The organism is Teredinibacter purpureus (assembly GCF_014217335.1).
In the GTDB taxonomy this organism is placed as follows: domain Bacteria; phylum Pseudomonadota; class Gammaproteobacteria; order Pseudomonadales; family Cellvibrionaceae; genus Teredinibacter; species Teredinibacter purpureus.
This window is the reverse complement of sequence record NZ_CP060092.1, coordinates 1,969,446-1,992,636: the sequence shown is the minus strand read 5'-3', so window position 1 is coordinate 1,992,636 and position 23,191 is coordinate 1,969,446. Positions and strand designations below refer to the sequence as shown.

Genomic DNA, 23,191 nt, shown 5'->3' with positions numbered 1-23,191 from the left:
TTTGTCTCAGTTCCCGTTAAATTCGTTCAATATTCTTGATGCGTGTTTGGATTGCTAGACTTAGTTTTCGTCTGCAAACCAAGGTTCGCGCGCTTTCATAATTAAAGCGGCTGCACGCTTTTCATCCATGCCGTGAATTTCCATTAATTCGTCAACAGCTTGCTCTGCCAAATCTTCCATGGTGATAACGCCACGAGCAGCTAAAGTGTTCGCGAGCCCTTCATCCATGCCTTCCATTGCCAACAAATCTTCGGCCGGTTCTTGCCCTGCAGTTTCTTCCTCACTGGCAAGCGCTTGAGTTATCAAGGCATCTTTTGCTCGGCTACGCAATTCATTTGCGATATCTTCATCAAAACCATCTATCGCAAGAAACTCTTCTAGAGGTACGTATGCAACCTCTTCTAGCGTAGTAAAACCTTCATCGACAAGAACGTCGGCAACGTCTTCATCGATATCCAAAGCGTCCATAAAGACATCTTTCGAACTACCCGCTTCTTTTTCTTGTTTCTCGTTCCACTGTTCAACGCTCATGACGTTGATATCCCAGCCCGACAGTTCTGATGCGAGCCGAACATTCTGACCGCCTCGACCAATCGCCTGAGCTAAGTTATCTTCTCCAACAGCCAAATCCATGGAATTGGCTTCTTCGTCAACAACAATAGATTCGATTTCTGCAGGAGCCATAGCGTTCACGACAAATTGCGCGGGGTTATCATCCCAAAGAATAATATCGATGCGTTCATTACCCAGTTCATTTGAAACCGCCTGAACTCGAGAACCCCGCATGCCTACACAGGCACCCACAGGATCAATACGACCATCGTTCGTTGAAACAGCAATTTTCGCGCGCGAACCAGGGTCGCGTGCTGCAGCCTTTAACGAAATCACTTCTTCCGATATTTCAGGAACTTCAATTTTGAAAAGCTCTACCAGCATCTGAGAACAGGCGCGGCTCAAAAATAACTGAGGCCCTCTCACTTCGGGACGAACCTCTACAAGCAATGCGCGAATTCGATCATTCATACGAAACACTTCGCGACCAACAAGTTCTTCGCGAGGCAGCAACGCTTCAGCATTACTACCAAGATCAACAATTATGTTGTCGCGCGTTACTTTTTTAACCGAACCAGAAATTAGCTCGCCTACTCGGTCACGATATAAATCAACGATCTGAGCGCGCTCGGCTTCACGCACCTTTTGAACAATAACTTGCTTAGCTGTTTGGGCTGCAATGCGCCCAAATTCTACGTTTTCTATGACTTCTTGGTATACGTCGCCAATCTGCAAATTGGTGTCTTTCTCGAGAGCTTCTTCCGTGGTGAACTGGGTGCCCAATTCCGCCAAGGTGTCGTCATCCACAACCAACCAACGACGAACCGTCTCATAATCACCTGTTTTACGATCAATCGTAACGTGAATATCAGAATCTTCGTCGTAACGTTTTTTAGTGGCCGTAGCAAGTGCTAGCTCCAAGGCTTCAAAAATAACACCTTGATCAACACCTTTCTCGTTGGAAACTGCGTCTGCGACCAACAATATTTCTTTTTTCATCGAGTTGCCTCTGAATCCTTAAATTCGGAAAACCGCTTAGTTTGCAAATAATGTCAACTGTTTTTAAAAGCGAGGAATGACGCTCGCCTTATCGACGAGCTCATACGGAAGTAAATACTCTTCGGCATCAACCTCAAGTACAATTTCGTCATTTTCGATGCCTTTTAAAAGGCCTGTGAATTTTTTGCGCCCGTCGAAGCCGGTTCTCAGTTTTACTGATAACTTCTCGCCAACGTAATCAAGATACTGTTCCAACTTGAACAATGGTCGGTCCATGCCGGGAGAAGAAACTTCTAGGGTGTACTCTCCAGTAATCGGGTCTTCCACATCCATTACACTACTGATTTGACGACTGACTCTTTCGCAGTCTTCAACCAATACCCCGTCAGGCTTGCGGTCAATAAAGACACGCAGCATCGACTTCTTACCCTGTGCGAAATACTCAAGACCCCATAGGTCGCAACCCAGCGATTCAATAACTGGTGCAAGTAATTCTTCAAGTTGCGATTGTTTACCTGCCAAGCGACTCTATTCTCCGTCAAGCATAAAAAGATGGCTGTGACTTAGAACCCTAAATCACAAACAAAAAATGGGCGCTAAGCCCATCTATACGACAACCAACGTGCAGCCAACACATCGGCAATATTTTAGCCTATCCAACTCAAGGCAACACCTAAAAACAATGCCCTGACGCCAGATACGAAAAAACCCCAAAGTGGGGCCTCTCGAATGCAGACTTTCATCTGCCAGCTTGGCACACTAAGCGACCCAAGCCTTGAATATAAGTGATCATTTAAAACGCTTGAGCTAACGGGCGCTTCCGATACACTTAAAGCAAAATGTAATTATGGGATTTAAAAAACCACCAACATCTCACTTATTAAATAATTGGTAGCGGGGGCTGGATTTGAACCAACGACCTTCGGGTTATGAGCCCGACGAGCTACCAGGCTGCTCCACCCCGCACCAGAACAACTACTACCGACAACCGACTTGCTTACCAAGCGATTCAAGCATGAAAGCGTTGCCCTTCCAGCTTTACAACCAACAACTTAAACTCTTCAAGCCATTAGACTGTATCAGTCTCTCTGCCTTGCTATCGATATACCTTAGCAGCAGAGGGGGCGCATTATAGGGGGAGGCATATGGTGCGTCAAGCAGTAAATTGATTGTTTCCAAAATACTATTTTCTACGCCGAAAACTTCCCGCAAAAACACAAACCCGAAAGTAAAAACCCGCAACATTACCGGTTTTCACTCATAAAAATGGTGCCCAAGGCCGGACTTGAACCGGCACGGCTTACGCCACTACCCCCTCAAGATAGCGTGTCTACCAATTCCACCACTTGGGCATATTTACAAACGTTTCAACCTAAACAGCACTGGGAGAGGAGCCCAAGCCGTATAGCGCGCTATACTAACGTAACCGCGCAACCTTCACAGATTATTAATTTACCGGCACCTGCGGAACATCATCACCTGCACCTTCTGCACCCGCACCCAACGACGGGACTTCGCCCGGCACATCAGACTCGCTAACGGTAGGAATCTCCAACTGCTCCAACTCGGGAAGCGCAAAATCATCGTTAACTTCAGTTTTTTCTTTCGCAATTACAGCCAAAGCAAAGCTTGTAACAAAAAACACGGTAGCAAAAATTGCGGTCATGCGAGAAAAGAAATTACCAGAGCCGTCCGAACCAAACAACGTTTGCGAGGCGCCAGCACCGAAAGATGCGCCCATCTCTGCGCCCTTACCCTGCTGAAGCATGATAAGCACAATGATCGCCAAAGCTGTTAACAGGTGAACCAAAAGTATGATGTTTTCCATTTTTATTCTCTAATTTTGTTACTCTGCAGCGCGACAAATCGCAACAAAGTCGTTGGCATTAAGCGCAGCACCGCCCACCAATGCACCATCAATATCTTTTTGAGCAAACAAACCTTCTGCAGAATCGGGTTTAACACTACCGCCATACAAAATGCGCATTTGATCTCCCTCAGGCCCTAACACCTCTCGGATATAGGAATGAACATCCTGAGCCATTTGCGGTGTAGCTGTCTTGCCTGTACCAATCGCCCAAACGGGTTCATAAGCAATAATACCTTTAGCCACATTCGACAACCCGCAACGCTCAACAACGGCCAGCAACTGCTTACCTATAACGTCAAAGGTTTTATTATCTTCACGGTCAGCAAGCGTTTCACCAACACACAGTACGGGAATCAAACCCTTACCGATGGCTACTTCAAACTTCTCTGCGACCAATTCGGAGGATTCGCTATGATACTCACGACGCTCCGAATGACCTACCAATACATACTGGCAACCACTATCGACCAACATGCTACCGGAAACTTCGCCCGTATAGGCTCCGCTTTCTTGAACGCTCAGATCTTGGGCACCCAAGCCAATATTCGATTTTTCTAGCTGTACAGCCGCCGCAGCTAAATACGGATAAGGGGGACACACAGCCATTTCCGACTGATGAACACCGCCCCACTGCTCTGTTAGGCTAGCCAGCAATTCTTGATTGGCACTAACACTGCCATTCATTTTCCAGTTACCAATGACGATCTTTCGACGCATAAGGATCTACCTTTATTTCTGGTTTTTGATGCAAATTTCTGGCTTGCATGGTTACCCGCAAAACATTACCGCGCGAGCCCAACAAAACGGGCGCAAATAGTAGCGGAGATTGCCGCGGGTTACAACGCCAGAACAATGAAAATCTTTACGAAACCGCTTTACCAACGATCTCGGCTAATTCGTGAGCAATCTCTGACACCAAACTATGCTGCTGCCCTTCAACCATTACCCTAATTACAGGCTCAGTACCGGATGGCCGCAAAAGCACCCGCCCATTACCTTCCATGCGTATTTCAGCATCCGCTATGGCAGACTGAACCACGGGGTCAGCGTCAACATCTATGCGATTATTCACCGGTACATTAACCATCACCTGTGGCATTTTTTGCATTCTCTGTTTCAGGTCATACAGGCTTTGCTGTTCAGCCATAAGCGCCTTCAGTACCTGCAACGCGGCAATAACACCATCGCCAGTTGTCGTCACGTCAGCGCAAACGATGTGGCCAGAGGACTCCCCTCCAATGCTCCAGTTATTATTGTTCATCGCTTCGATCACATAGCGATCACCGACTTTCGCCCGAACAAAAGGAATCTCTAAGCTCTCAAGGCCTTTCTCAAAACCGAAATTACTCATAAGCGTGCCAACGACACCATTACACCCCTCACCCCGCAATTTTCGGTACGCGGCAATAATGTAGATCAATTGATCGCCATCCAATATTTCACCGCGATCGTCGACAAACATAACTCTATCGCCGTCACCATCAAACGCTATTCCCAAGTCAGCATGAGATTCCAGCACCTGTTTTTGCAACTGATTCATTTTTGTAGAGCCGCAATTCAGGTTGATATTCAATCCATCGGGCTCATTACCAATCACAATGACGTTCGCACCAAGCTCCTCCATTACTTTTGGGGCAATGGCGTAGGTAGCGCCGTTAGCGCAGTCAAGCACAATAGTAAGCCCCGCCAAGCTAAAGCCCCAAGGCAGCGTTCCTTTACAAAATTCGATATACCGACCTTCTGCATCGGGTATACGCCGTGCCTTACCCAGCTTTGACGCAGTTGTCATCGGCTTATCAATTTGAGCCTCTATAGCCAGCTCCACTTCATCGGCCAACTTTGTTCCCTGAGTGTTAAACAGCTTGATACCATTATCCCCATAAGGGTTATGGGATGCACTAATAACAATCCCCGCACTCGCCTGAAACGTTCGAGTCAAGTATGCGATGGCGGGCGTTGGCATTGGGCCTAGCAGCCCCACATCGACGCCTGCCGCTATCAACCCGGCCTCCAGCGCAGACTCGAACATATAGCCAGAAATACGCGTATCTTTACCGATCAAGACGGTGCCATTGCCCGTATGATCTTTCTGTTCTGCAAGTACCTTTCCTACGGCCCAGCCGAGCTGTAAAAAAAACTGCGGGGTAATCACACCTTCGCCAACCTTGCCCCGAATCCCATCTGTACCAAAATATTTACGCGCCACTATGGTGTCCCCCATTCTTGACCTGTTGTAGTAGTGTTATTACATCCATTGTTTCGGGCACATCGTGCACCCGAATAATATTTGCGCCATTTTGCGCCGCGATAAGTGCCAACGCCAAACTCCCAGCCAATCGCTCACTCGGCGGTCGCCCCAGCAGCCGCCCCAGCATCGATTTACGCGAAAGCCCTACTAACAATGGGAGCCGCAGCGCCGAAAGCTCGGTCAACCCATTAAGAAGAGCAATATTATGATTATCTGTTTTACCAAATCCGAACCCAGGATCTAACACCAGCTGAGGCGGCACCATACCTAACTCAGACGCAGTGTCTACCACCAGCGCTATACGCGCGGCCAAATATTGACTAACGTCGCCCACGACATCAATGTAAGCGGGATTATCCTGCATTGTGGCGGGATTACCTTGCATATGCATCAAACAAATAGGTAACCCTGTTGTTATTGCTGCAGCCAACGCGCCCTCGCGCTCAAGCGCACGCACATCGTTAAGCAAGCCCGCGCCAAGACGGCATGCCTCGACCATGACCAAGGCTGTTGACGTATCAACCGAAACAACAGCATCTACACGACTCGCCAAAGCCTCCACCACAGGCAGCACTCTATCGGCTTCCTGCTGAGCACTTACATCGGCCGCGCCTGGCCGCGTGGACTCACCGCCAACGTCGATAAATGCCGCGCCAGCCAAGACCATCGCTTCAGCCGCTTTCACGGCGTGATCAATCAAGAGGCGCGACTCACCCCCTGATGCGGCGTAATGCTTACCGCCATCAAAAAAAGAATCTGGCGTTACATTTAAAACACCCATCACTTTAGGGGAAGACAAATCGATAGAACGGGAACCACAATGAAGAAGCATGATAAATGTGAGAGCGCTAACGCTTTTTCCCGTGAAATAATAGACAGGCTTTTCAGCCAAAAAAAGAAACGCCGCCACACTGAAGCATGTGGCGGCGCCTAGCATTAATGCTGGTTAGCAGGGTCACCCACAGACGGGCTGTCAGAAGAACGAGCATCAGAACCGCCAGACCCATCGCCACCAGCACCGGTATCATGCCAATCACGTGGCGGGCGCACTTTACGGCGCGCCATTAAGTCGTCAACCTGATCGGCATCGATCGTTTCGTACTCCATCAACGCATCTTTCATTGCGTCAAGAATATCGCGATTATCTTCGAGTACCTTTTTAGCCTCAACATAAGTCTCATCCACAATCCGGCGAACCTCTGCATCAATGACACTGGACGTTTCACCAGAATACTGAGGGGAGCCCGTGCCAGGGTATGCGCCTTCATCCTCGCCGTAGTGAAGCGGGCCCAACTTTTCCGATAGCCCCCACTTGGTTACCATATTCCGTGCAATTTCAGTTGCACGCTCAATATCATTAGATGCACCTGTTGTAACGCCATCTAAACCCAAGGTCATTTCTTCAGCAATACGACCGCCAAACAAGGCACACAATCGAGACTCCAATGAACGCTTACTGCTACTGTATTTATCCTCTTCCGGCAAGAACTGGGTAACGCCTAACGCTCTACCCCGCGGAATGATACTAACCTTATGCACGGGATCGTGCTCAGGCACTAGGCGCCCAACAATTGCGTGACCCGCTTCGTGGTAGGCGGTATTTTCTTTTTCCTTTTCGCTCATCACCATGGACTTGCGCTCTGCGCCCATTAAAATCTTATCGCGCGCATTTTCAAACTCTTCCATCGTCACCAAACGTTTATTCGCACGCGCAGCAAATAATGCGGCTTCGTTTATCAAGTTTGCCAAGTCGGCGCCGGAAAACCCGGGCGTACCACGCGCTAATATCGACGCTTGCACCTGATCGTCCATAGGCACTTTTCGCATATGAACTTTTAAAATTTGCTCACGACCGCGGATATCCGGTAACCCTACAAACACCTGTCGGTCAAATCGACCGGGGCGCAACAAGGCCTTATCCAGTACGTCTGGGCGGTTAGTTGCGGCAATCACAATAACGCCTTCATTACCCTCAAAACCGTCCATCTCGACAAGCAGCTGGTTCAGCGTTTGCTCGCGTTCATCATGGCCACCGCCATGACCGCCACCACGATGCCGGCCAACGGCGTCAATTTCATCGATAAAGATAATGCAAGGGGCCTGCTTCTTCGCTTGCTCGAACATATCTCGCACGCGAGAGGCACCGACACCGACAAACATTTCAACAAAATCTGAACCTGAAATTGAAAAGAAAGGCACTTTCGCTTCGCCAGCAATTGCTTTTGCCAGTAACGTTTTACCGGTACCTGGAGGGCCTGCCATTAATACGCCACGAGGAATTCGCCCACCCAAGCGCTGAAAGCGAGAAGGGTCTCGTAAGAATTCAACAAGCTCTTGCACATCTTCTTTGGCTTCATCAACACCTGCCACATCTGCAAACGTTGTTTTGACCTGATCTTCGCCTAGCAGCCGAGCTTTACTTTTCGCAAAACTCATAGGGCCCCCGCGGCCACCAGAACCACCCTGCATTTGCCGCATAAAAAACACAAATACAGCTATAAACAACAAAATAGGAAAGCTCGCAACCAAGAGTTGCTCTAATAGGCTAGCCTTTTCGGGAACAGCGCCTTTTACCTTAACTCGATGGTCCAATAGGGTATCCATCAATTTCAAGTCAAGGATTTCTGGCATTACAACCAAAAAAGAGGTGTTATCTAGGCGAATGCCTCGAATCATCTGCCCCTCAATAATGACTTCACTTACGCGATCGTCCTGCACTTCGAGCATAAACTCAGAGTACGTCATTTCATCGCGAGGCGCGGTTTCATTAAAGTTTTGGAAAACGGTAAAAAGTACAGCGGCTATTACAAGCCAAAGTACGAGGTTTTTAGCCATGTCATTCAAGGCTGCTTCTCCTGATTAGTCCGTCCCAACTGAAATTCAATAGGGACTTGCAAATTCGCTATATCCGAGTAATACCCGCAGTCTAGCCTTTAAAGCCCTTCGCCACCAAATAGACTTCTCGAGATCTCGCTCTAGAAGCATCGGGCTTGCGGGTAACAACGGAATTAAAGTGCGCGCGACAATTAAGTAGAAAATCATCGAACCCTTCACCCTGAAAGACTTTGCTGACAAAGTTGCCACCGGGGCTCAGTATTTGAATCGCCATATCAAGCGCCAGCTCAACCAAATACATCGCTTTTGGTTGATCAACCGCCGCAATACCACTCATGTTGGGGGCCATATCAGAAATTACAAGATCTGCGCGTTTTTCTCCCATTGCGGCCAACAATTCATTAAGCACGCTCTCTTCCGTAAAATCACCCTGAATAAAGGTAACACCCGCTATGGAGTCCATAGGTAAAATATCGGAGGCCAAAACAATGCCTGTATCGCCTGCTGCCTGAGCGGCAACCTGCGACCAGCCTCCGGGCGCAGAACCTAAATCGACTACTGTCATGCCGCGCTTAAACAAGCGATCTTTTTTGTTTAGCTCAACTAACTTGTAGCTAGCCCGTGAGCGATAACCATCTTTTTGGGACGCTAACACATATTGATCCCTGAAATGCTCATCTAACCAACGATTACTACTTTTCGATCTGGACATGAGTTCACTCTATTATCTTGTTCCATTGGCCTACACCATTAGCTTGCAACACATAGCCCCAGGCGGATTGCAATCACAACTAGGGCGCGCATTCTAAGAGTATAGGGAAGCTTTGAACAAGCTTTACAAGCCGCTTCATACTACCGCGATACAAATATGGCACGCAATCCACCAGCCCAACCTGCTCGTTTTCTTGTTCCGCACTAAATAAAACGCAGTGCAGGCGCCTATAGTCGCGCTTCTCGGCCATAACCCTGTACAATGTCGCCCCCGATTTAACCTCTCTGTAGCGAGTTCCATCATGAGCCTATCCAACGATAAAGTTAAGCAATACCGAACCATTGGCCACGATCTAAACCCCGTTGTCACCATCGCCGGTAAAGGCCTCACCGAAAACGTGCTTGCCGAAATTGATCGAGCACTTGAAGACCATGAATTAATTAAAGTTAAAGTCTCAATTATTGATCGTGAAGCCCGCAAAGCTGCCATTGCTGAGATAAGCGCTAAATGCTCTGCGCAGACCATCCAAGAAATAGGTAAAGTTGCACTTTTCTTTCGGGCCGCGAAAAAGCCTCACCCAAAGAAATCGAATATTCGCTAAACTTCTAAGCGCCGTATTCAAAAATGCAAATATAAAGGAAGCTTGAATTTGCCGCTTGCGGTTGCAAGGGGTCTTGGCAATACTGCCCATTCAGGCGTCTTCCCATGATAAAAAGCATTAAATTCAAGCTCTGGCTTACGTTTCTCCTCACTCTGCTGCTCAGCACTTCTGCAATGCTGCTGCTGAATCACGCCAGTGTTCGGCAAGGTTTTCTTGATTACGTCACACAACAGGCCATCGACCGGCTGCAATTTCTCGAAAATACGATTACCGAGATCTATTCGAAGGAAATGTCCCTTGCGCCGCTTAAGAACGATAAACGCCTTTGGCGTCGGCTACGCTATCAAACCTTTAGAGAATTTATCGAACAACAGCAAAGACAAGCGGTTAACAATAACGAGCCGCCTCTGCACCCCAGTGTTAAAGCCCATGAACGCGCCTTTATTGACCAGCTGATCCTTACCGACAATAACAAGCAAATTATTGTCGGTAATTACTTTAAAAATGCCGAATATTCATGGCGAGCGCTCTATTTTAACGAACAATTAATTGGGTATATTGGCTACATAAAACCAAAAGACTTCATGCGCTCAGTCGACCGCCTATTCGTCAACCAACAATTGAAAGCTTTCGCTTTGCTGAGCATTGCCATTTTCGCGGGTTCGTTTGTTGTCGCCATGCTCGTCTCCCGCTGGCTCGTTAACCCCCTAAGCGAGCTTTCTCGCGGCGCCCGCCAAATCATCGCAGGCGATTATACTGTGCGTCTAGAGCGCAATACGGCGGATGAGCTAGGGCTGCTTTGCCAAAACTTTAACGAGTTAGCACGCACCCTGAACCTCAACGAAAGCACTCGAAAACAATGGGTAGCGGATATTTCACACGAAATGCGCACTCCCCTTGCGGTTATCAAAGCACAGATAGAGGCCATGCTAGACGGTATTAGGCCAACGACCACCGAAAACCTGCACCTACTCAACAATAAAGTTGATGCTGTTAGCAGCCTCATCAATGATCTCTACGAATTATCCCTATCCGATTTAGGTGCTATGACCTACACCAAAGAGCCTTTACGCCTACAAAAAATCGTTGCGAATGTAGCCCTCGATTACCAACAAAAATTAGCTCAAGAAAAGCTATCGCTAACCATTCGCAACCAGCTTAACGAAAAAACTCGTCTGTTTGCAGATGAAAAGCGCTTACAGCAATTACTGGATAACCTCATTGAAAATAGTGCACGCTATACCGACGCTCCGGGCAAAATTCAGCTAAGCGCAGCACAAACTGAGCATTCGATAATTCTAACGCTTGAGGACAGCGCGCCCTCCGTTCCTGCCGAAGCCTTAGATAAGATTTTTGACAGACTATTCAGGCTAGAAAAATCTCGCAACCGAGCACTTGGCGGTGCAGGCTTGGGGCTCAGTATTTGTAAAAATATAGTTGAAGCGCACGAGGGCACAATAAACGCGTCGCCATCCACTCTTGGCGGGCTGAAAATCAGTATTACGCTACCAATGAACTAAGGAATACGCCTCATGTCCAACACACGCCCCTTAATTCTAATTGTTGAAGATGAACCAGATCTAGCTCAACTCATTCGAGACTACCTGTTAGCGGCGGACTACACCTGCCATCTTATCCATAATGGTGGTGAGGTAATGCCATGGCTCGAAAACAACCGACCCACCTTAATATTACTGGATATAATGCTCCCAGAAAAAGATGGCCTAAGCTTATGCCGAGAGCTACGCGACAAGCCCGCGTGGGCACAAACACCTATCATTATGGTAACAGCCAAAGTAGAAGAAATTGATCGTTTACTTGGCCTTGAGCTAGGGGCCGATGATTACATCTGTAAGCCGTTTAGCCCAAAAGAAATCGTCGCACGAGTAAAAGCTGTGTTACGTAGAACTCTTCCTTCACAACCAACGGCACTCATCGAATTGCACCAAGACAGCCACCACGTTACCATCAAGGGCCAAACCACCGAACTCACAACCATTGAATTCAGCCTGTTTAAATTACTGTACGATTCACCAGGAAAAATTTTTTCTCGGCAATTTATTATGGATAACATCTACAGCGACTATCGTGTTGTAAGTAACCGCACTGTCGACAGCCATGTTAAAAAATTACGCAAAAAACTCCAAGAACTCGCCGCAGACCAAGAGGTTATCCATTCGGTATACGGCGCTGGATACAAATACGAGCCCACACAATAATGACACGTTACTTTTTTTACGCACTTGCCATACTGTTTTTTTGCGGATGCAGCTCGACAAAACCACCCAAGAATTCTGAAACCCAGTTCACTACACGCATAACGTCAAGCGGGTTAAAGCACTTCCAAATACAATTATTACCCCTTGAGACAGAGCTAAGAACTATCGACACTAGAAATACACGGCGCAGAAACGGCGCCCCAAACGCGCCTACGTCGGAGAGAAGCACTAGGCGAACCGAATCAATACTTGTTGCTCAAGCCAATATGAAAATAGCCGAAACAGGGTATTGCAAAGAAGGTTACTGGCTTTTAGATAAAAACTTGTTCGGGCACTCGCCTCTACTGCGAGGAGAATGCAACGATCTAGCGACCAATATTGACAGAACCCAGTTTCCAGATACTATCTTGCGGTGGTGACCGCAAGATAGTGCCCAATTGCCGCCCATAAAAAAACGGACTCGATGTCCGTTTTTTTATGGGCGGGCTCTACGATGCTTTTACATATTTAGATATGTAACACATCGTCAATCTCGTATTCAACATCACCACCAGGTGCCTTAACCACCGCAACATCACCCACCTCTTTCCCTATGAGCGCTCTAGCGATAGGCGATGTCACTGAAATTTTATTGATCTTCACATTCGCCTCGTCTTGCCCCACAATTTTGTAGGCTATTTCTTCGTCGGTTTCAACGTTTATCAGCTTCACTGTTGTACCAAAAATAACTTTGCCGGACGGAGGCATCGACATGATATCGATTATAACCGCCGTTGAAAGCTTGCCTTCAATATCTTGAACGCGACCTTCACAAAAACCTTGCTGCTCACGCGCAGCATGATATTCGGCATTTTCCTTCAAATCGCCATGCTCGCGCGCTTCAGCAATAGCCGCAACAATGCGAGGACGATCAACCTTTTTAAGCTGCTCCAACTCGTCTCGAAGGGCTTTTTCACCTTCGACTGTCATAGGGTATTTTTGCATTAGTTTCAATCGCCCTTATGTTTCATTAACCAGTTATACGTTTATGTAAGTCTTGTAAACGACGCACATCCAGTGGCTTACCGAACCGCAATGCCATACAGAGTGCATTCGCAGCCGCTAGCGTTGTCGTATAATAAACGTGATTACTTTCTGCACTACGACGAATAGACGCAGAGTCTTTAATCGCTTTTTTACCTTCTGTTGTATTGATAATAAGGTGTACATCGCGATTTTTAATCATGTCTACAATATGCGGGCGCCCTTCATTCACCTTATTCACTTGCATTACCTTCAAGCCTGCCGCCTCTAAAACTTTCGCAGTACCCTCTGTCGCTACAAGCTCAAACCCCATGTCGGCTAACTCTTTACCCACTATCACGGCACCTTCTTTATCGACATCGCGCACACTAATAAAAGCCGTACCACCTTCGGGAAGAGCCGAGCCACTACCTAACTGCGCCTTTGCAAACGCCTCAGCAAACGTATCGCCAATACCCATTACTTCGCCTGTCGACTTCATTTCTGGCCCCAGAATAGGATCGACAGCAGGGAATTTATTAAACGGGAATACCGCTTCTTTAACACTGTAGTAGTCAGGAATAATTTCTTTTGTGAAGCCTTGCTCCGCAAGCGTCATACCCGCTTGGCACAATGCCGCCACTTTTGCTAAGGATGTACCAATACACTTGGACACAAAAGGCACTGTGCGCGAACCACGAGGATTCACCTCAATCACATATATTTTGCCGTCTTGATAGGCCAGCTGTACGTTCATCAGGCCAATAACGCCTAATTCACGTGCCATTTTTCTAACCTGCTCGCGCATTTCGTCTTGCACATCTTCTGGCAGTGAGTACGGGGGCAATGAACACGCCGAATCACCGGAGTGCACGCCGCACTGCTCGATATGCTGCATAATTGCACCAATCACAACAGCATCACCATCGGAAACAGCGTCAATATCAACTTCAATCGCATTATTTAAAAAGTGATCCAACAATACAGGGGAATCGTCCGACGCCTGAACAGCCTCCTTCATATAAGTGCGCAGTTCATTTTGCGTGTACACAATTTCCATTGCTCTACCACCCAGTACGTATGACGGGCGAACCACTAACGGGTACCCAACCGTACCGGCCACAGCCAACGCTTCTTCTGTTGAACGCACAATAGCATTATCGGGCTGGAGCAAGCCTAAACGCTGAATCATTTGCTGGAAGCGTTCGCGATCTTCCGCGCGATCGATAGCTTCTGGGCTAGTACCAATAATAGGTACTCCCTCTGCCGCCAGATCGTTTGCCAACTTAAGCGGTGTTTGGCCACCAAACTGAACAATAACGCCTTTTGGCTTTTCTTTATGGACAATTTCAAGCACGTCTTCGAGTGTGACAGGCTCAAAATACAATCGATCTGAGGTGTCGTAATCCGTAGAAACAGTTTCAGGATTACAGTTCACCATAATGGTTTCATAACCATTTTCACGCGCAGCTAAAGAGGCGTGAACACAACAGTAATCAAATTCAATACCTTGCCCTATTCGGTTAGGGCCGCCACCCAACACCATGATTTTCTCTCGACTAGAGGGCTGCGCTTCACACTCCTCCTCATAGGTTGAGTACATGTAGGCGGTGTCCGTCGAAAATTCTGCAGCGCAGGTATCAACACGTTTATACACGGGGTGAATATCAAGCTTATGCCTATGGTCGCGAACGGTTTTTTCACTTACCGCCAGCAAATCACTTAAACGCTTATCTGAAAAGCCTTTACGCTTTAACTGGAACATTATATTGGCGTCGATTTCGGACAATGGCGTTGAAGCCAAGGCCTGCTCCGTGTCGATCAAATCTTTTATTTGCGCCAAAAACCAAGGGTCAATTTTTGACTGGTCAAAGATTTCTTCTACGCTCATCCCGATACGAAAAGCATCGCCCACGTACCAAATACGCTCCGCGCCCGGCGTTGCAAGATCACGTCGTATTGTGCCGATAGCATCGTCAGTTTCAAGGTCTATTTTTGGCTCAAAACCAGCCGACCCAACCTCCAAACCACGCAATGCTTTTTGAAGTGACTCTTGGAACGTTCGGCCAATCGCCATCACTTCACCTACCGATTTCATTTGCGTAGTTAAACGCGCATCGGCATCGCCAAACTTTTCAAACGTAAAGCGTGGAATTTTGGTTACAACGTAATCAATGGAGGGTTCGAACGATGCGGGCGTTGCGCCGCCGGTAATATCATTCTGCAATTCATCAAGCGTATAACCCACCGCTAACTTTGCCGCAACTTTTGCAATAGGGAAGCCAGTGGCTTTCGACGCTAACGCAGAAGAACGCGAAACTCGCGGGTTCATTTCAATAACCACTAACCGGCCATCATCCGGGTTAACGGCAAACTGTACGTTAGACCCACCCGTTTCAACGCCAATTTCACGCAATACCGCAATCGAGGCATTACGCATTATTTGGTATTCTTTATCGGTCAACGTTTGCGCAGGCGCTACGGTAATAGAATCACCAGTATGCACACCCATGGGGTCAAAGTTTTCGATAGAACAAACAATAATGCAGTTGTCGTTTTTATCGCGCACAACTTCCATTTCATATTCTTTCCAACCCAGCAAAGATTCATCGATCAATAACTCGTTGGTTGGCGACAGGTCTAAGCCACGCGTACAAATTTCTTCGAACTCTTCCCAGTTATAAGCAATACCGCCACCGGAACCACCCATGGTAAAAGACGGCCGAATAATAACGGGAAAGCCAAACTCTTTCGGCACTTCATTGGCTTCAGCCATTGTGTGAACAATTTTTGCCCGCGCACATTCCAACCCAATCTTTTTCATGGCTTGGTCGAATCGGTTTCTGTCTTCGGCCTTATCGATAGCGTCTTGTTTTGCGCCAATTAACTCTACGCCGTATTTATCAAGTACACCCTTATCATGCAACGCCAGCGCACAGTTTAATGCTGTCTGCCCACCCATAGTGGGCAACAATGCATCCGGACGCTCTTTTTCAATAATTTTCTCGACCGTTTCCCAAGTAATAGGCTCGATATAAGTCGCATCAGCCATAGAAGGGTCTGTCATAATCGTCGCCGGATTGGAGTTCACCAATATCACACGATAACCTTCTTCACGCAGCGCTTTACACGCTTGAGCGCCGGAGTAGTCAAATTCACAGGCCTGCCCGATTACGATAGGGCCAGCGCCGATAATCAAGATACTTTTAATGTCTGTACGTTTTGGCATTGGAGTTCTATTACCTAGCTAATGTCTTTACTTTGCGTCTTATACGCGGGCAAGGGGGTTACTGCATTCGCAGCAAGGATGGCAGCACTACTTAGCTGCGTCCATTAACTCAATAAAGTGGTCGAATAGTTCGGCCGCATCATGCGGGCCAGGGCTCGCCTCAGGGTGCCCCTGAAAGCTGAAAGCTGGCTTATCCGTGCGGTGAATACCTTGTAGAGAGCTATCAAACAACGATTTATGTGTGGCCACTAAACAATCGGGCAAGCTGGCTTCGTCCGCGGCAAAACCGTGATTCTGGCTCGTAATCAATACCTCTCCCGTCTTCAAATTCTGAACAGGGTGATTGCCGCCGTGATGACCAAACTTCATTTTCACCGTTTTAGCGCCACTGGCTAACGCCAGTAACTGATGACCAAGGCAAATACCAAATAAAGGCATATTTGCCTCGAGCAACGTTTTAATAGCCGTTATCGCGTAGTCGCAAGGTTCGGGGTCACCGGGGCCGTTGGAGAGGAAAACGCCATCTGGCTTCATAGCCAACACATCTTCGGCAGAGGTTTGGGCTGGCACAACGGTAAGCTCGCAGCCACGATCGACCAACATTCTGAGGATATTGCGTTTAGCGCCAAAATCATAAGCAACGACCTTGTAGCGCTTGCCTTCAGGCAGCCCACCAAAGCCGCTCCCCAAAGACCAACTACCGTCAGCCCAAGACTGAATCGTCGACGTTGTGACTTCTTTTGCTAAATCCAACCCTTGTAGGCCACTAAAACCTTGCGCAGCAGCCAACGCGCTCGTCTCGTCTACGTCGCCCGCCATAATACAGCCATTCTGCGCACCCTTATCACGCAAAATACGTGTAAGCCTGCGCGTGTCAATGTTAGCGATACCGAGAATGTTTTTAGCTTTTAGATACTCATCTAAGGATTGTTCGTCACGAAAACTACTGGAGACGAAGGGTAGATCGCGAATAACCAGTCCTGTCGCCCAAATGGAGCCACACTCTTCGTCTTCGCTGTTGGTGCCTGTATTCCCGATATGGGGATAGGTAAGCGTGATAATCTGACGGGCATAAGAGGGGTCAGTTAAAATTTCCTGATAACCCGTGATGGCGGTATTAAAGACCACCTCACCCACAGATTGCCCTTCGGCCCCTATGGATATCCCTTTAAAAACACTGCCATCTTCCAGCACCAATATCGCTGGCCGGCGACCCGCGCCAATTAATTGCCCCAAGTCCTGAACCTCTGTCGCCTGCACCAATGCCAAAAGAATCTCCTCCACGGAATATGCTGAAATGCTGTCGACAAGCCGCACGAAAGAGCATATTCAAGTCATATTTTGAATATGTCGTTCAGGCTATCAGCCTAAAAGATAGCAGAAAGTTACGTGCGGCTTGTGCAAAAAAACGAGGCAGGGACTATTGCCAACGAACCTCGTTTCTTGACGAATCTAGAACCTGATTTGCGCCAATTTTGGCGTCAAAACCAAGCCAGGCGGTATGCGCCTGATCTGAGGCCGGATTCTACTGCAAACAGATTGCGTCTGTCCATGAAAAGCCTAGGGAAAACGACGGAATATCTCGGTGGGTTTGGAACAGATTGAGTTTGCCAAAACCTCATGGTTTTGGCCACCGAATACCTACCCCCCCTCTTACGGGCGAAGATAGTCCACGGCATCTTTTAACGTTGTCACCCAATAATCGTCGTTATGAGACGATAGATAACTCACTAAAGCCTGGTGGGCTTTAGACTCGACACTAAGGTAATCGGCCCCCACGCCATGAAACAAATAAACCATTAAACGATTGCTAACTTTTGCCTGCTCAGCCAAAGCAATGAGCTCTTCGCCGGTTTTACCTGCAACGTCAACCGAGTGAATGTGATAGAAATCCATAGCACGAGGATCATTGAACCCATCCGGTGTGACCGCTCTCGCCGCGATAACAAGAGGCTTAATCACCTCAACAACGCTTGCGTTATTAACAACAGTTTCGTCGCCACAGGTATAGGCGAATGTGCGACGCGCCTCACCATCAATAGCCTGCAACAAGCTATTGGTCACATTCAATTCAGCAGCGTATTGTTCAACCGTGTAGATATCCATATCCAAATGCGCAGACACCCACTCCCGGCCCGGCATTGATTTCCGGCAAGGGTGATACAACGTATGATTACCTAATTCATGCCCCCCCGCAGCCAGCGCTCGCCACTCACTCATACGCCCCTGAATATCGCCGCGACCGCCGCTAATATAAAAAGTACCCGTTAACCCTGCTTTAACAAGCTGGGGCGCGGCTATATCTAGATGAGAATTAAGCGTATCGTCATACGTTAGCACCACAGCGGCTTTTGCCTGACGGGGCCATTCAAACGGATAATCCTCTTCCGCAAAAACTATACCCGACAACAGGCTTAACAACACAAACCCTATACCCGCTAACGATTTCATACGCCTCTCTTCTTACGTTAAACCCGCTAATACTGACCCCTTCACGCTCATTTTTCAGAGACATTCACGCTTCAAGCAATTACTTTAACCCGAGCACATCCTGCATATCGTAACGACCACTGGCCTCACTCGACAACCAAACCGCTGCGCGAACAGCTCCACGACCGAACGACATTCGGCTAGACGCCTTATGTGTGATTTCTACACGCTCACCATCAGCCAAAAAAGAAACCGTGTGATCTCCAACAATATCGCCACCGCGCACAGTGGCAAATCCAATGGTCTCCCGTTCACGCGCACCGGTTTGCCCCTCTCTACCGTAAACCGCAACCTTATTTAAATCTCGGTCTAAAGCATTGGCAACTACTTCGCCCATACTTAATGCCGTTCCGGAGGGCGCGTCCACTTTATGTCGGTGATGCGCCTCGTACACCTCGATATCCACATCGTTACCCATCGCACGCGCAGCCAAATCTAACAGTTTGAAACATACATTTACGCCGGTACTAAAATTGGAGGCCATACACACACCAATACTCGCTACCGCAACATCAAACGTTTGCTTTTGTTCTGGCGAAAAACCGGTCGTACCCACAACCATTCCCTTGCCAGCCGCTCCACAAATCTGGGCATTAACAACGGTTGCAACGGGGGCAGTAAAGTCGATTAACACATCAAACTGGTCCACAACCGCTCTAATGTCGCCCACAACCGTTACGCCGTTTTTGCCAATTCCAGCAAGCTCGCCAGCATCGGTGCCCACCAAAGAACTATCCGGGCGTTCAATAGCGGCCGTTAGCTCAGCACCTTCGGCGATACTCACCGCTTCAATTAAGGTTTTTCCCATGCGCCCACCGGCGCCAGTTACGGCTATTCGAGTTGTCATAGAGAGTCTTCTTTTGTTTTTTAAAATACTTTATGTCAATAGGTTAAAGAATAAAGAATGTTATGTAGGAGTAAAAGGTCTTGCCGCCACTCTGCCGCCCGAAAGCATGAATTGTGGGGATACCCTAGGAACTCTGGCCCGCATGAATGCGGACGAGAAGACCTAGGGATGAAATTACGGCGCGCGTCTAGAGTAAGCACGCGTTGCTTGTAGGCTATAGCGCCAAACAATTGATGAGTAATTTTTATAACGTAAAACGCTTCAGCGTATAAAACAGAATAGAGGCTTAAACGAGCACTCTACATTTTCATATCGCCAAAAAAACTTTTCATTCCATCAAACCAGCCGTGCTGTTTGGGCGAGTGCTTTTTACCTTGAAATGACGTTCGAAGCTCTTCGAGTAAGTCTTTTTGCTTACCACTGAGATTAACCGGCGTTTCCAAAATAACACGACACAGCAAGTCGCCCGCAGTACCACCACGAATAGGTGAAACGCCTTTGCCTCGCAAACGGAACAGCTTTCCTGTTTGAGTTTCAGCCGGAACTTTCAACTTAACGCGCCCATCTAGTGTAGGCACTTCTATTTCGCCACCTAAACACGCATCAAACATACTAATAGGCACTTCACAGTATAAGTTTTTGCCGTCGCGCTGAAATATTTCATGATCTTTAACCGACATTTGCACATACAAATCGCCTGATGGACCACCCTCTGCACCAGCCTCACCTTCACCGGCCAAGCGAATTCTATCGCCAGTATCGACACCCGCAGGCACCTTAACCGAAAGTGTTTTCGTTTCTTCTACACGCCCTTGCCCGTGACAACTGTTACAAGGGTCTGAAATAGACTGACCTTTACCACGGCATGTAGGGCACGTTTGCTGCACAGAGAAAAACCCCTGCTGCATTCGCACTTGGCCATGCCCACCACAAGTATTACACGTAATAGGGCTAGAGCCTGGCTTCGCACCGTTGCCGCCGCAAGTACCACAGCCCACTAAGGTAGGCACTCTAATTTTAACCGTGGTGCCCCGAACAGCGTCTTCAAGAGATAAGTCTAAGGTATAACGTAAATCTGACCCGCGAGCAACGCCACCGCGCCCGCCTCTTCCACCACTGCCGCCAAATATATCGCCAAAAACATCGCCAAAAACGTCGGAGAAATTCCCGAAACCTTCGCCGCCACCGCCCATTCCCGCTTGACCATCTACGCCAGCATGGCCGTATTGATCGTAAGCGCCGCGTTTTTGCTGGTCAGAAAGCACCTCATAAGCTTCGGAGGCTTCTTTAAATTTTTCTTCCGAATCTTTATTGCCTTCGTTACGGTCGGGGTGATGCTTCATAGCCACTTTACGGTAGGCTTTTTTCAGCTCGGGTCCTGAGGCATCTTGAGCAACACCAAGTACCTCGTAATAATCGCGTTTTGACATAGGGGCTTAACTTCTTCGTTTACTAATAATGGTTGTCTGCGCTGCTTTTTTACGGCGCCTTTAAACACAACAAGCGCGGGCATAAACCCCGCGCTTCTCGGAAAGTTTGAAAGATTAAAAACGTAACTTATTTGTTTTCGTCTTTTACTTCTTCAAACTCTGCGTCAACAACACCTTCTTCAGCAGGCTGCTCTTGGCCCGCGTCGCCACCAGGCGCTGCACCTTCTGGCCCCGCTTGTGCCGCTTGCTCTGCATAAAGTTTTTGTGCCAATGATCCCGAGGCATCAGTTAGCTTTTTCGTTGCCGCTTCCATTGCCTCTTTATCTTCGCCTTTTGCCGCAACTTCCGCTTCCTTAATGGCCTCTTCTATAGCGGCTTTTTCTTCATCGGTTGCTTTATCGCCAGCTTCCTCTAAAGTTTTCTTCGTCGCATGAGCCAAACCTTCTAAGGTATTACGAGCAGAAACAACTTCTTCGAACTGGCGATCAGCTTCAGCATTGGCTTCAGCATCTTGTACCATTTGATCGATTTCATCATCGCTTAAACCAGAAGACGCCTTAATAATAATCGACTGCTCTTTGCCCGTAGCCTTATCTTTCGCCGATACATTCAAAATACCGTTTGCATCGATATCGAACGTTACCTCAACCTGAGGCACGCCGCGAGGTGCGGGTGGGATGTCTGCCAAGTCAAAACGACCTAACGATTTATTCTGTGATGCTTGCTTACGCTCACCCTGAACAACATGAATCGTTACAGCGGTTTGATTGTCTTCTGCAGTAGAAAATACCTGTGATTTCTTTGTAGGGATAGTTGTGTTCTTTTCGATTAAGGCGGTAGCTACACCACCCATAGTCTCAATACCCAACGTTAAAGGCGATACATCTAACAACAATACATCTTTAACATCACCCGACAATACTGCACCTTGAATAGCTGCGCCCATTGCAACCGCTTCATCAGGGTTTACATCTTTACGTGGCTCTTTACCGAAGAACTCTGCCACTTTTTGCTGAACCATTGGCATACGGGTTTGCCCGCCCACCAAAATAATATCGTCGATATCACCAACGGCTATATCAGCATCTTTTATCGCTTGCTTAACAGGCTCTAAAGAGCGCGTTACTAATTCTTCAACCAAAGATTCTAATTTCGCACGAGACAATTTAACGACCAAGTGCTTAGGCCCTGTTGCGTCAGCGGTAATGTAAGGCAAGTTAACTTCGGTTTGCTGGCTAGAGCTGAGTTCGATTTTTGCTTTTTCTGCCGCTTCTTTTAAACGCTGTAAAGCTAAAGGATCACTGTGCAAATCGATACCGTTAGCGGCCTTAAACTCTTCAGCCAAATACTCAATTAAGCGCAAATCGAAATCTTCGCCGCCCAAGAAGGTATCACCATTGGTAGACAACACTTCAAACTGGTGTTCGCCATCAACGTCGGCAATTTCAATAATAGAAATATCGAAAGTACCACCACCTAAATCGAAGACCGCAACCGTATGGTCGCCTTTGGCTTTGTCCATGCCGTACGCAAGTGCTGCCGCCGTTGGCTCGTTAATAATACGCTTAACTTCTAGACCAGCAATTTTACCTGCATCTTTCGTTGCTTGGCGCTGCGAATCGTTAAAATACGCTGGAACAGTAATAACCGCTTCCGTAACACTCTCGCCCAAATAATCTTCGGCGGTCTTTTTCATCTTCTTCAAGACTTCAGCTGAAATTTGAGGCGGTGCTTTTTTATCGCCCTTCACTTCCACCCAAGCATCGCCGTTATCGGCGCCAACAATCTTATAAGGCACCATTTTGATGTCTTTTTGTACAACATCATCTTTAAACTTACGACCGATCAAGCGCTTAACCGCAAACAATGTGTTTTGTGGATTAGTAACGGCCTGACGCTTAGCGCTCTGGCCTACCAAAATTTCATTGTCGTCTGTGAAAGCAACAATAGACGGCGTTGTACGATCGCCTTCGCCGTTTTCGATTACTTTAGGTTTACCATTCTCCAAAACCGACACACAGGAGTTAGTAGTCCCTAAGTCAATACCAATAATTTTGCCCATTGATCATCTCCAATCTTTAATACTGGCAGGACGAATAAACTCGACCTGCAAAAATTTTGCGCTTAACCGGCAATACGCCAGTGCATTGCTTGATG

The 23,191-nt window shown here is 47.7% G+C and carries 18 protein-coding genes and 2 tRNA genes; 3 read left to right on the top strand and 17 right to left on the bottom strand.

Annotation, left to right across the window (positions count from 1 at the left end; translation table 11 throughout):
• Window positions 1-60 precede the first annotated feature (60 nt).
• The 10 genes from nusA to rlmE form a co-directional block, all read right to left on the bottom strand.
• On the bottom strand, window positions 61-1,551 hold the full coding sequence (gene nusA / locus H5647_RS08455) for a transcription termination factor NusA (protein WP_045857847.1): 1,491 nt from the start codon (window positions 1,549-1,551) through the stop codon (window positions 61-63).
• A 63-nt stretch (window positions 1,552-1,614) separates the two neighbouring features.
• Window positions 1,615-2,073 carry a ribosome maturation factor RimP gene (gene rimP, locus H5647_RS08450; protein ID WP_045857843.1) on the bottom strand — a complete coding sequence of 153 codons (459 nt, stop codon included), beginning with the start codon at window positions 2,071-2,073 and terminating at the stop codon, window positions 1,615-1,617.
• A gap of 367 nt (window positions 2,074-2,440) precedes the next feature.
• Window positions 2,441-2,517 (bottom strand) — tRNA-Met (locus H5647_RS08445).
• A 301-nt stretch (window positions 2,518-2,818) separates the two neighbouring features.
• Window positions 2,819-2,903, bottom strand: a tRNA-Leu gene (locus H5647_RS08440).
• 95 nt (window positions 2,904-2,998) lie between these two features.
• On the bottom strand, window positions 2,999-3,379 hold the full coding sequence (secG, locus tag H5647_RS08435; protein ID WP_045857841.1) for a preprotein translocase subunit SecG: 381 nt from the start codon (window positions 3,377-3,379) through the stop codon (window positions 2,999-3,001).
• 18 nt (window positions 3,380-3,397) lie between these two features.
• Window positions 3,398-4,138 carry a triose-phosphate isomerase gene (gene tpiA, locus H5647_RS08430; protein WP_045857839.1) on the bottom strand — a complete coding sequence of 247 codons (741 nt, stop codon included), beginning with the start codon at window positions 4,136-4,138 and terminating at the stop codon, window positions 3,398-3,400.
• Between the two features lie 145 nt (window positions 4,139-4,283).
• Window positions 4,284-5,627, bottom strand: coding sequence for a phosphoglucosamine mutase (glmM, locus tag H5647_RS08425; RefSeq protein WP_045857837.1), 1,344 nt, complete (start codon window positions 5,625-5,627; stop codon window positions 4,284-4,286).
• Window positions 5,617-6,501, bottom strand: coding sequence for a dihydropteroate synthase (gene folP / locus H5647_RS08420; RefSeq protein ID WP_121495421.1), 885 nt, complete (start codon window positions 6,499-6,501; stop codon window positions 5,617-5,619). Before folP ends, glmM begins: the two co-directional genes overlap by 11 nt.
• 104 nt (window positions 6,502-6,605) lie before the next feature.
• A complete protein-coding gene (ftsH, locus tag H5647_RS08415; RefSeq protein WP_456243501.1) occupies window positions 6,606-8,513 on the bottom strand; it encodes an ATP-dependent zinc metalloprotease FtsH in 1,908 nt (635 codons plus the stop codon).
• A gap of 82 nt (window positions 8,514-8,595) precedes the next feature.
• Entirely contained in the window at window positions 8,596-9,216 is a 621-nt protein-coding gene (rlmE, locus tag H5647_RS08410; protein WP_045857832.1) for a 23S rRNA (uridine(2552)-2'-O)-methyltransferase RlmE, read from the bottom strand.
• Between the two features lie 301 nt (window positions 9,217-9,517).
• Here rlmE and H5647_RS08405 point away from each other — a divergent pair, with 301 nt between their 5' ends.
• From H5647_RS08405 to H5647_RS08395, 3 genes are all read left to right on the top strand, one after another.
• Window positions 9,518-9,817 (top strand): YhbY family RNA-binding protein, encoded by a 300-nt coding sequence (locus tag H5647_RS08405; protein WP_045857830.1) that lies wholly within the window; start codon window positions 9,518-9,520, stop codon window positions 9,815-9,817.
• A 104-nt stretch (window positions 9,818-9,921) separates the two neighbouring features.
• Window positions 9,922-11,337 (top strand): ATP-binding protein, encoded by a 1,416-nt coding sequence (locus H5647_RS08400; protein WP_045857828.1) that lies wholly within the window; start codon window positions 9,922-9,924, stop codon window positions 11,335-11,337.
• A gap of 12 nt (window positions 11,338-11,349) precedes the next feature.
• On the top strand, window positions 11,350-12,036 hold the full coding sequence (locus H5647_RS08395; RefSeq protein ID WP_045857826.1) for a response regulator: 687 nt from the start codon (window positions 11,350-11,352) through the stop codon (window positions 12,034-12,036).
• Window positions 12,037-12,543: 507 nt separating this feature from the next.
• Here H5647_RS08395 and greA read toward each other — a convergent pair.
• From greA to dnaK, 7 genes are all read right to left on the bottom strand, one after another.
• Complete coding sequence (greA, locus tag H5647_RS08390; RefSeq protein ID WP_045857824.1) at window positions 12,544-13,020, bottom strand: transcription elongation factor GreA; 477 nt, start codon at window positions 13,018-13,020, stop codon at window positions 12,544-12,546.
• 25 nt (window positions 13,021-13,045) lie between these two features.
• Window positions 13,046-16,267 carry a carbamoyl-phosphate synthase large subunit gene (carB, locus tag H5647_RS08385; protein WP_045857821.1) on the bottom strand — a complete coding sequence of 1,074 codons (3,222 nt, stop codon included), beginning with the start codon at window positions 16,265-16,267 and terminating at the stop codon, window positions 13,046-13,048.
• 87 nt (window positions 16,268-16,354) lie between these two features.
• Window positions 16,355-17,530, bottom strand: a complete 1,176-nt coding sequence (gene carA, locus H5647_RS08380) for a glutamine-hydrolyzing carbamoyl-phosphate synthase small subunit (protein ID WP_236075046.1) — start codon at window positions 17,528-17,530, stop codon at window positions 16,355-16,357.
• A gap of 390 nt (window positions 17,531-17,920) precedes the next feature.
• Window positions 17,921-18,718, bottom strand: coding sequence for a polysaccharide deacetylase family protein (locus tag H5647_RS08375; RefSeq protein WP_045857818.1), 798 nt, complete (start codon window positions 18,716-18,718; stop codon window positions 17,921-17,923).
• Between the two features lie 79 nt (window positions 18,719-18,797).
• On the bottom strand, window positions 18,798-19,604 hold the full coding sequence (gene dapB, locus H5647_RS08370) for a 4-hydroxy-tetrahydrodipicolinate reductase (RefSeq protein ID WP_045857816.1): 807 nt from the start codon (window positions 19,602-19,604) through the stop codon (window positions 18,798-18,800).
• A gap of 299 nt (window positions 19,605-19,903) precedes the next feature.
• Entirely contained in the window at window positions 19,904-21,034 is a 1,131-nt protein-coding gene (gene dnaJ / locus H5647_RS08365) for a molecular chaperone DnaJ (RefSeq protein ID WP_045857815.1), read from the bottom strand.
• A gap of 127 nt (window positions 21,035-21,161) precedes the next feature.
• Window positions 21,162-23,096, bottom strand: a complete 1,935-nt coding sequence (dnaK, locus tag H5647_RS08360) for a molecular chaperone DnaK (protein ID WP_045857813.1) — start codon at window positions 23,094-23,096, stop codon at window positions 21,162-21,164.
• Window positions 23,097-23,191 lie beyond the last annotated feature (95 nt).

Excerpts from the sequence above, each read along its gene's own strand:
- tpiA (WP_045857839.1), bottom strand. The coding sequence starts at position 4,138 with ATGCGTCGAAAGATCGTCATTGGTAACTGGAAAATGAATGGCAGTGTT.
- carB (WP_045857821.1), bottom strand. The coding sequence starts at position 16,267 with ATGCCAAAACGTACAGACATTAAAAGTATCTTGATTATCGGCGCTGGC.
- H5647_RS08405 (WP_045857830.1), top strand. The coding sequence starts at position 9,518 with ATGAGCCTATCCAACGATAAAGTTAAGCAATACCGAACCATTGGCCAC.
- dnaJ (WP_045857815.1), bottom strand. The coding sequence starts at position 21,034 with ATGTCAAAACGCGATTATTACGAGGTACTTGGTGTTGCTCAAGATGCC.
- rlmE (WP_045857832.1), bottom strand. The coding sequence starts at position 9,216 with ATGTCCAGATCGAAAAGTAGTAATCGTTGGTTAGATGAGCATTTCAGG.
- dapB (WP_045857816.1), bottom strand. The coding sequence starts at position 19,604 with ATGACAACTCGAATAGCCGTAACTGGCGCCGGTGGGCGCATGGGAAAA.
- H5647_RS08395 (WP_045857826.1), top strand. The coding sequence starts at position 11,350 with ATGTCCAACACACGCCCCTTAATTCTAATTGTTGAAGATGAACCAGAT.
- H5647_RS08375 (WP_045857818.1), bottom strand. The coding sequence starts at position 18,718 with ATGAAATCGTTAGCGGGTATAGGGTTTGTGTTGTTAAGCCTGTTGTCG.
- H5647_RS08400 (WP_045857828.1), top strand. The coding sequence starts at position 9,922 with ATGATAAAAAGCATTAAATTCAAGCTCTGGCTTACGTTTCTCCTCACT.
- folP (WP_121495421.1), bottom strand. The coding sequence starts at position 6,501 with ATGCTTCTTCATTGTGGTTCCCGTTCTATCGATTTGTCTTCCCCTAAA.
- greA (WP_045857824.1), bottom strand. The coding sequence starts at position 13,020 with ATGCAAAAATACCCTATGACAGTCGAAGGTGAAAAAGCCCTTCGAGAC.
- dnaK (WP_045857813.1), bottom strand. The coding sequence starts at position 23,096 with ATGGGCAAAATTATTGGTATTGACTTAGGGACTACTAACTCCTGTGTG.
- nusA (WP_045857847.1), bottom strand. The coding sequence starts at position 1,551 with ATGAAAAAAGAAATATTGTTGGTCGCAGACGCAGTTTCCAACGAGAAA.
- secG (WP_045857841.1), bottom strand. The coding sequence starts at position 3,379 with ATGGAAAACATCATACTTTTGGTTCACCTGTTAACAGCTTTGGCGATC.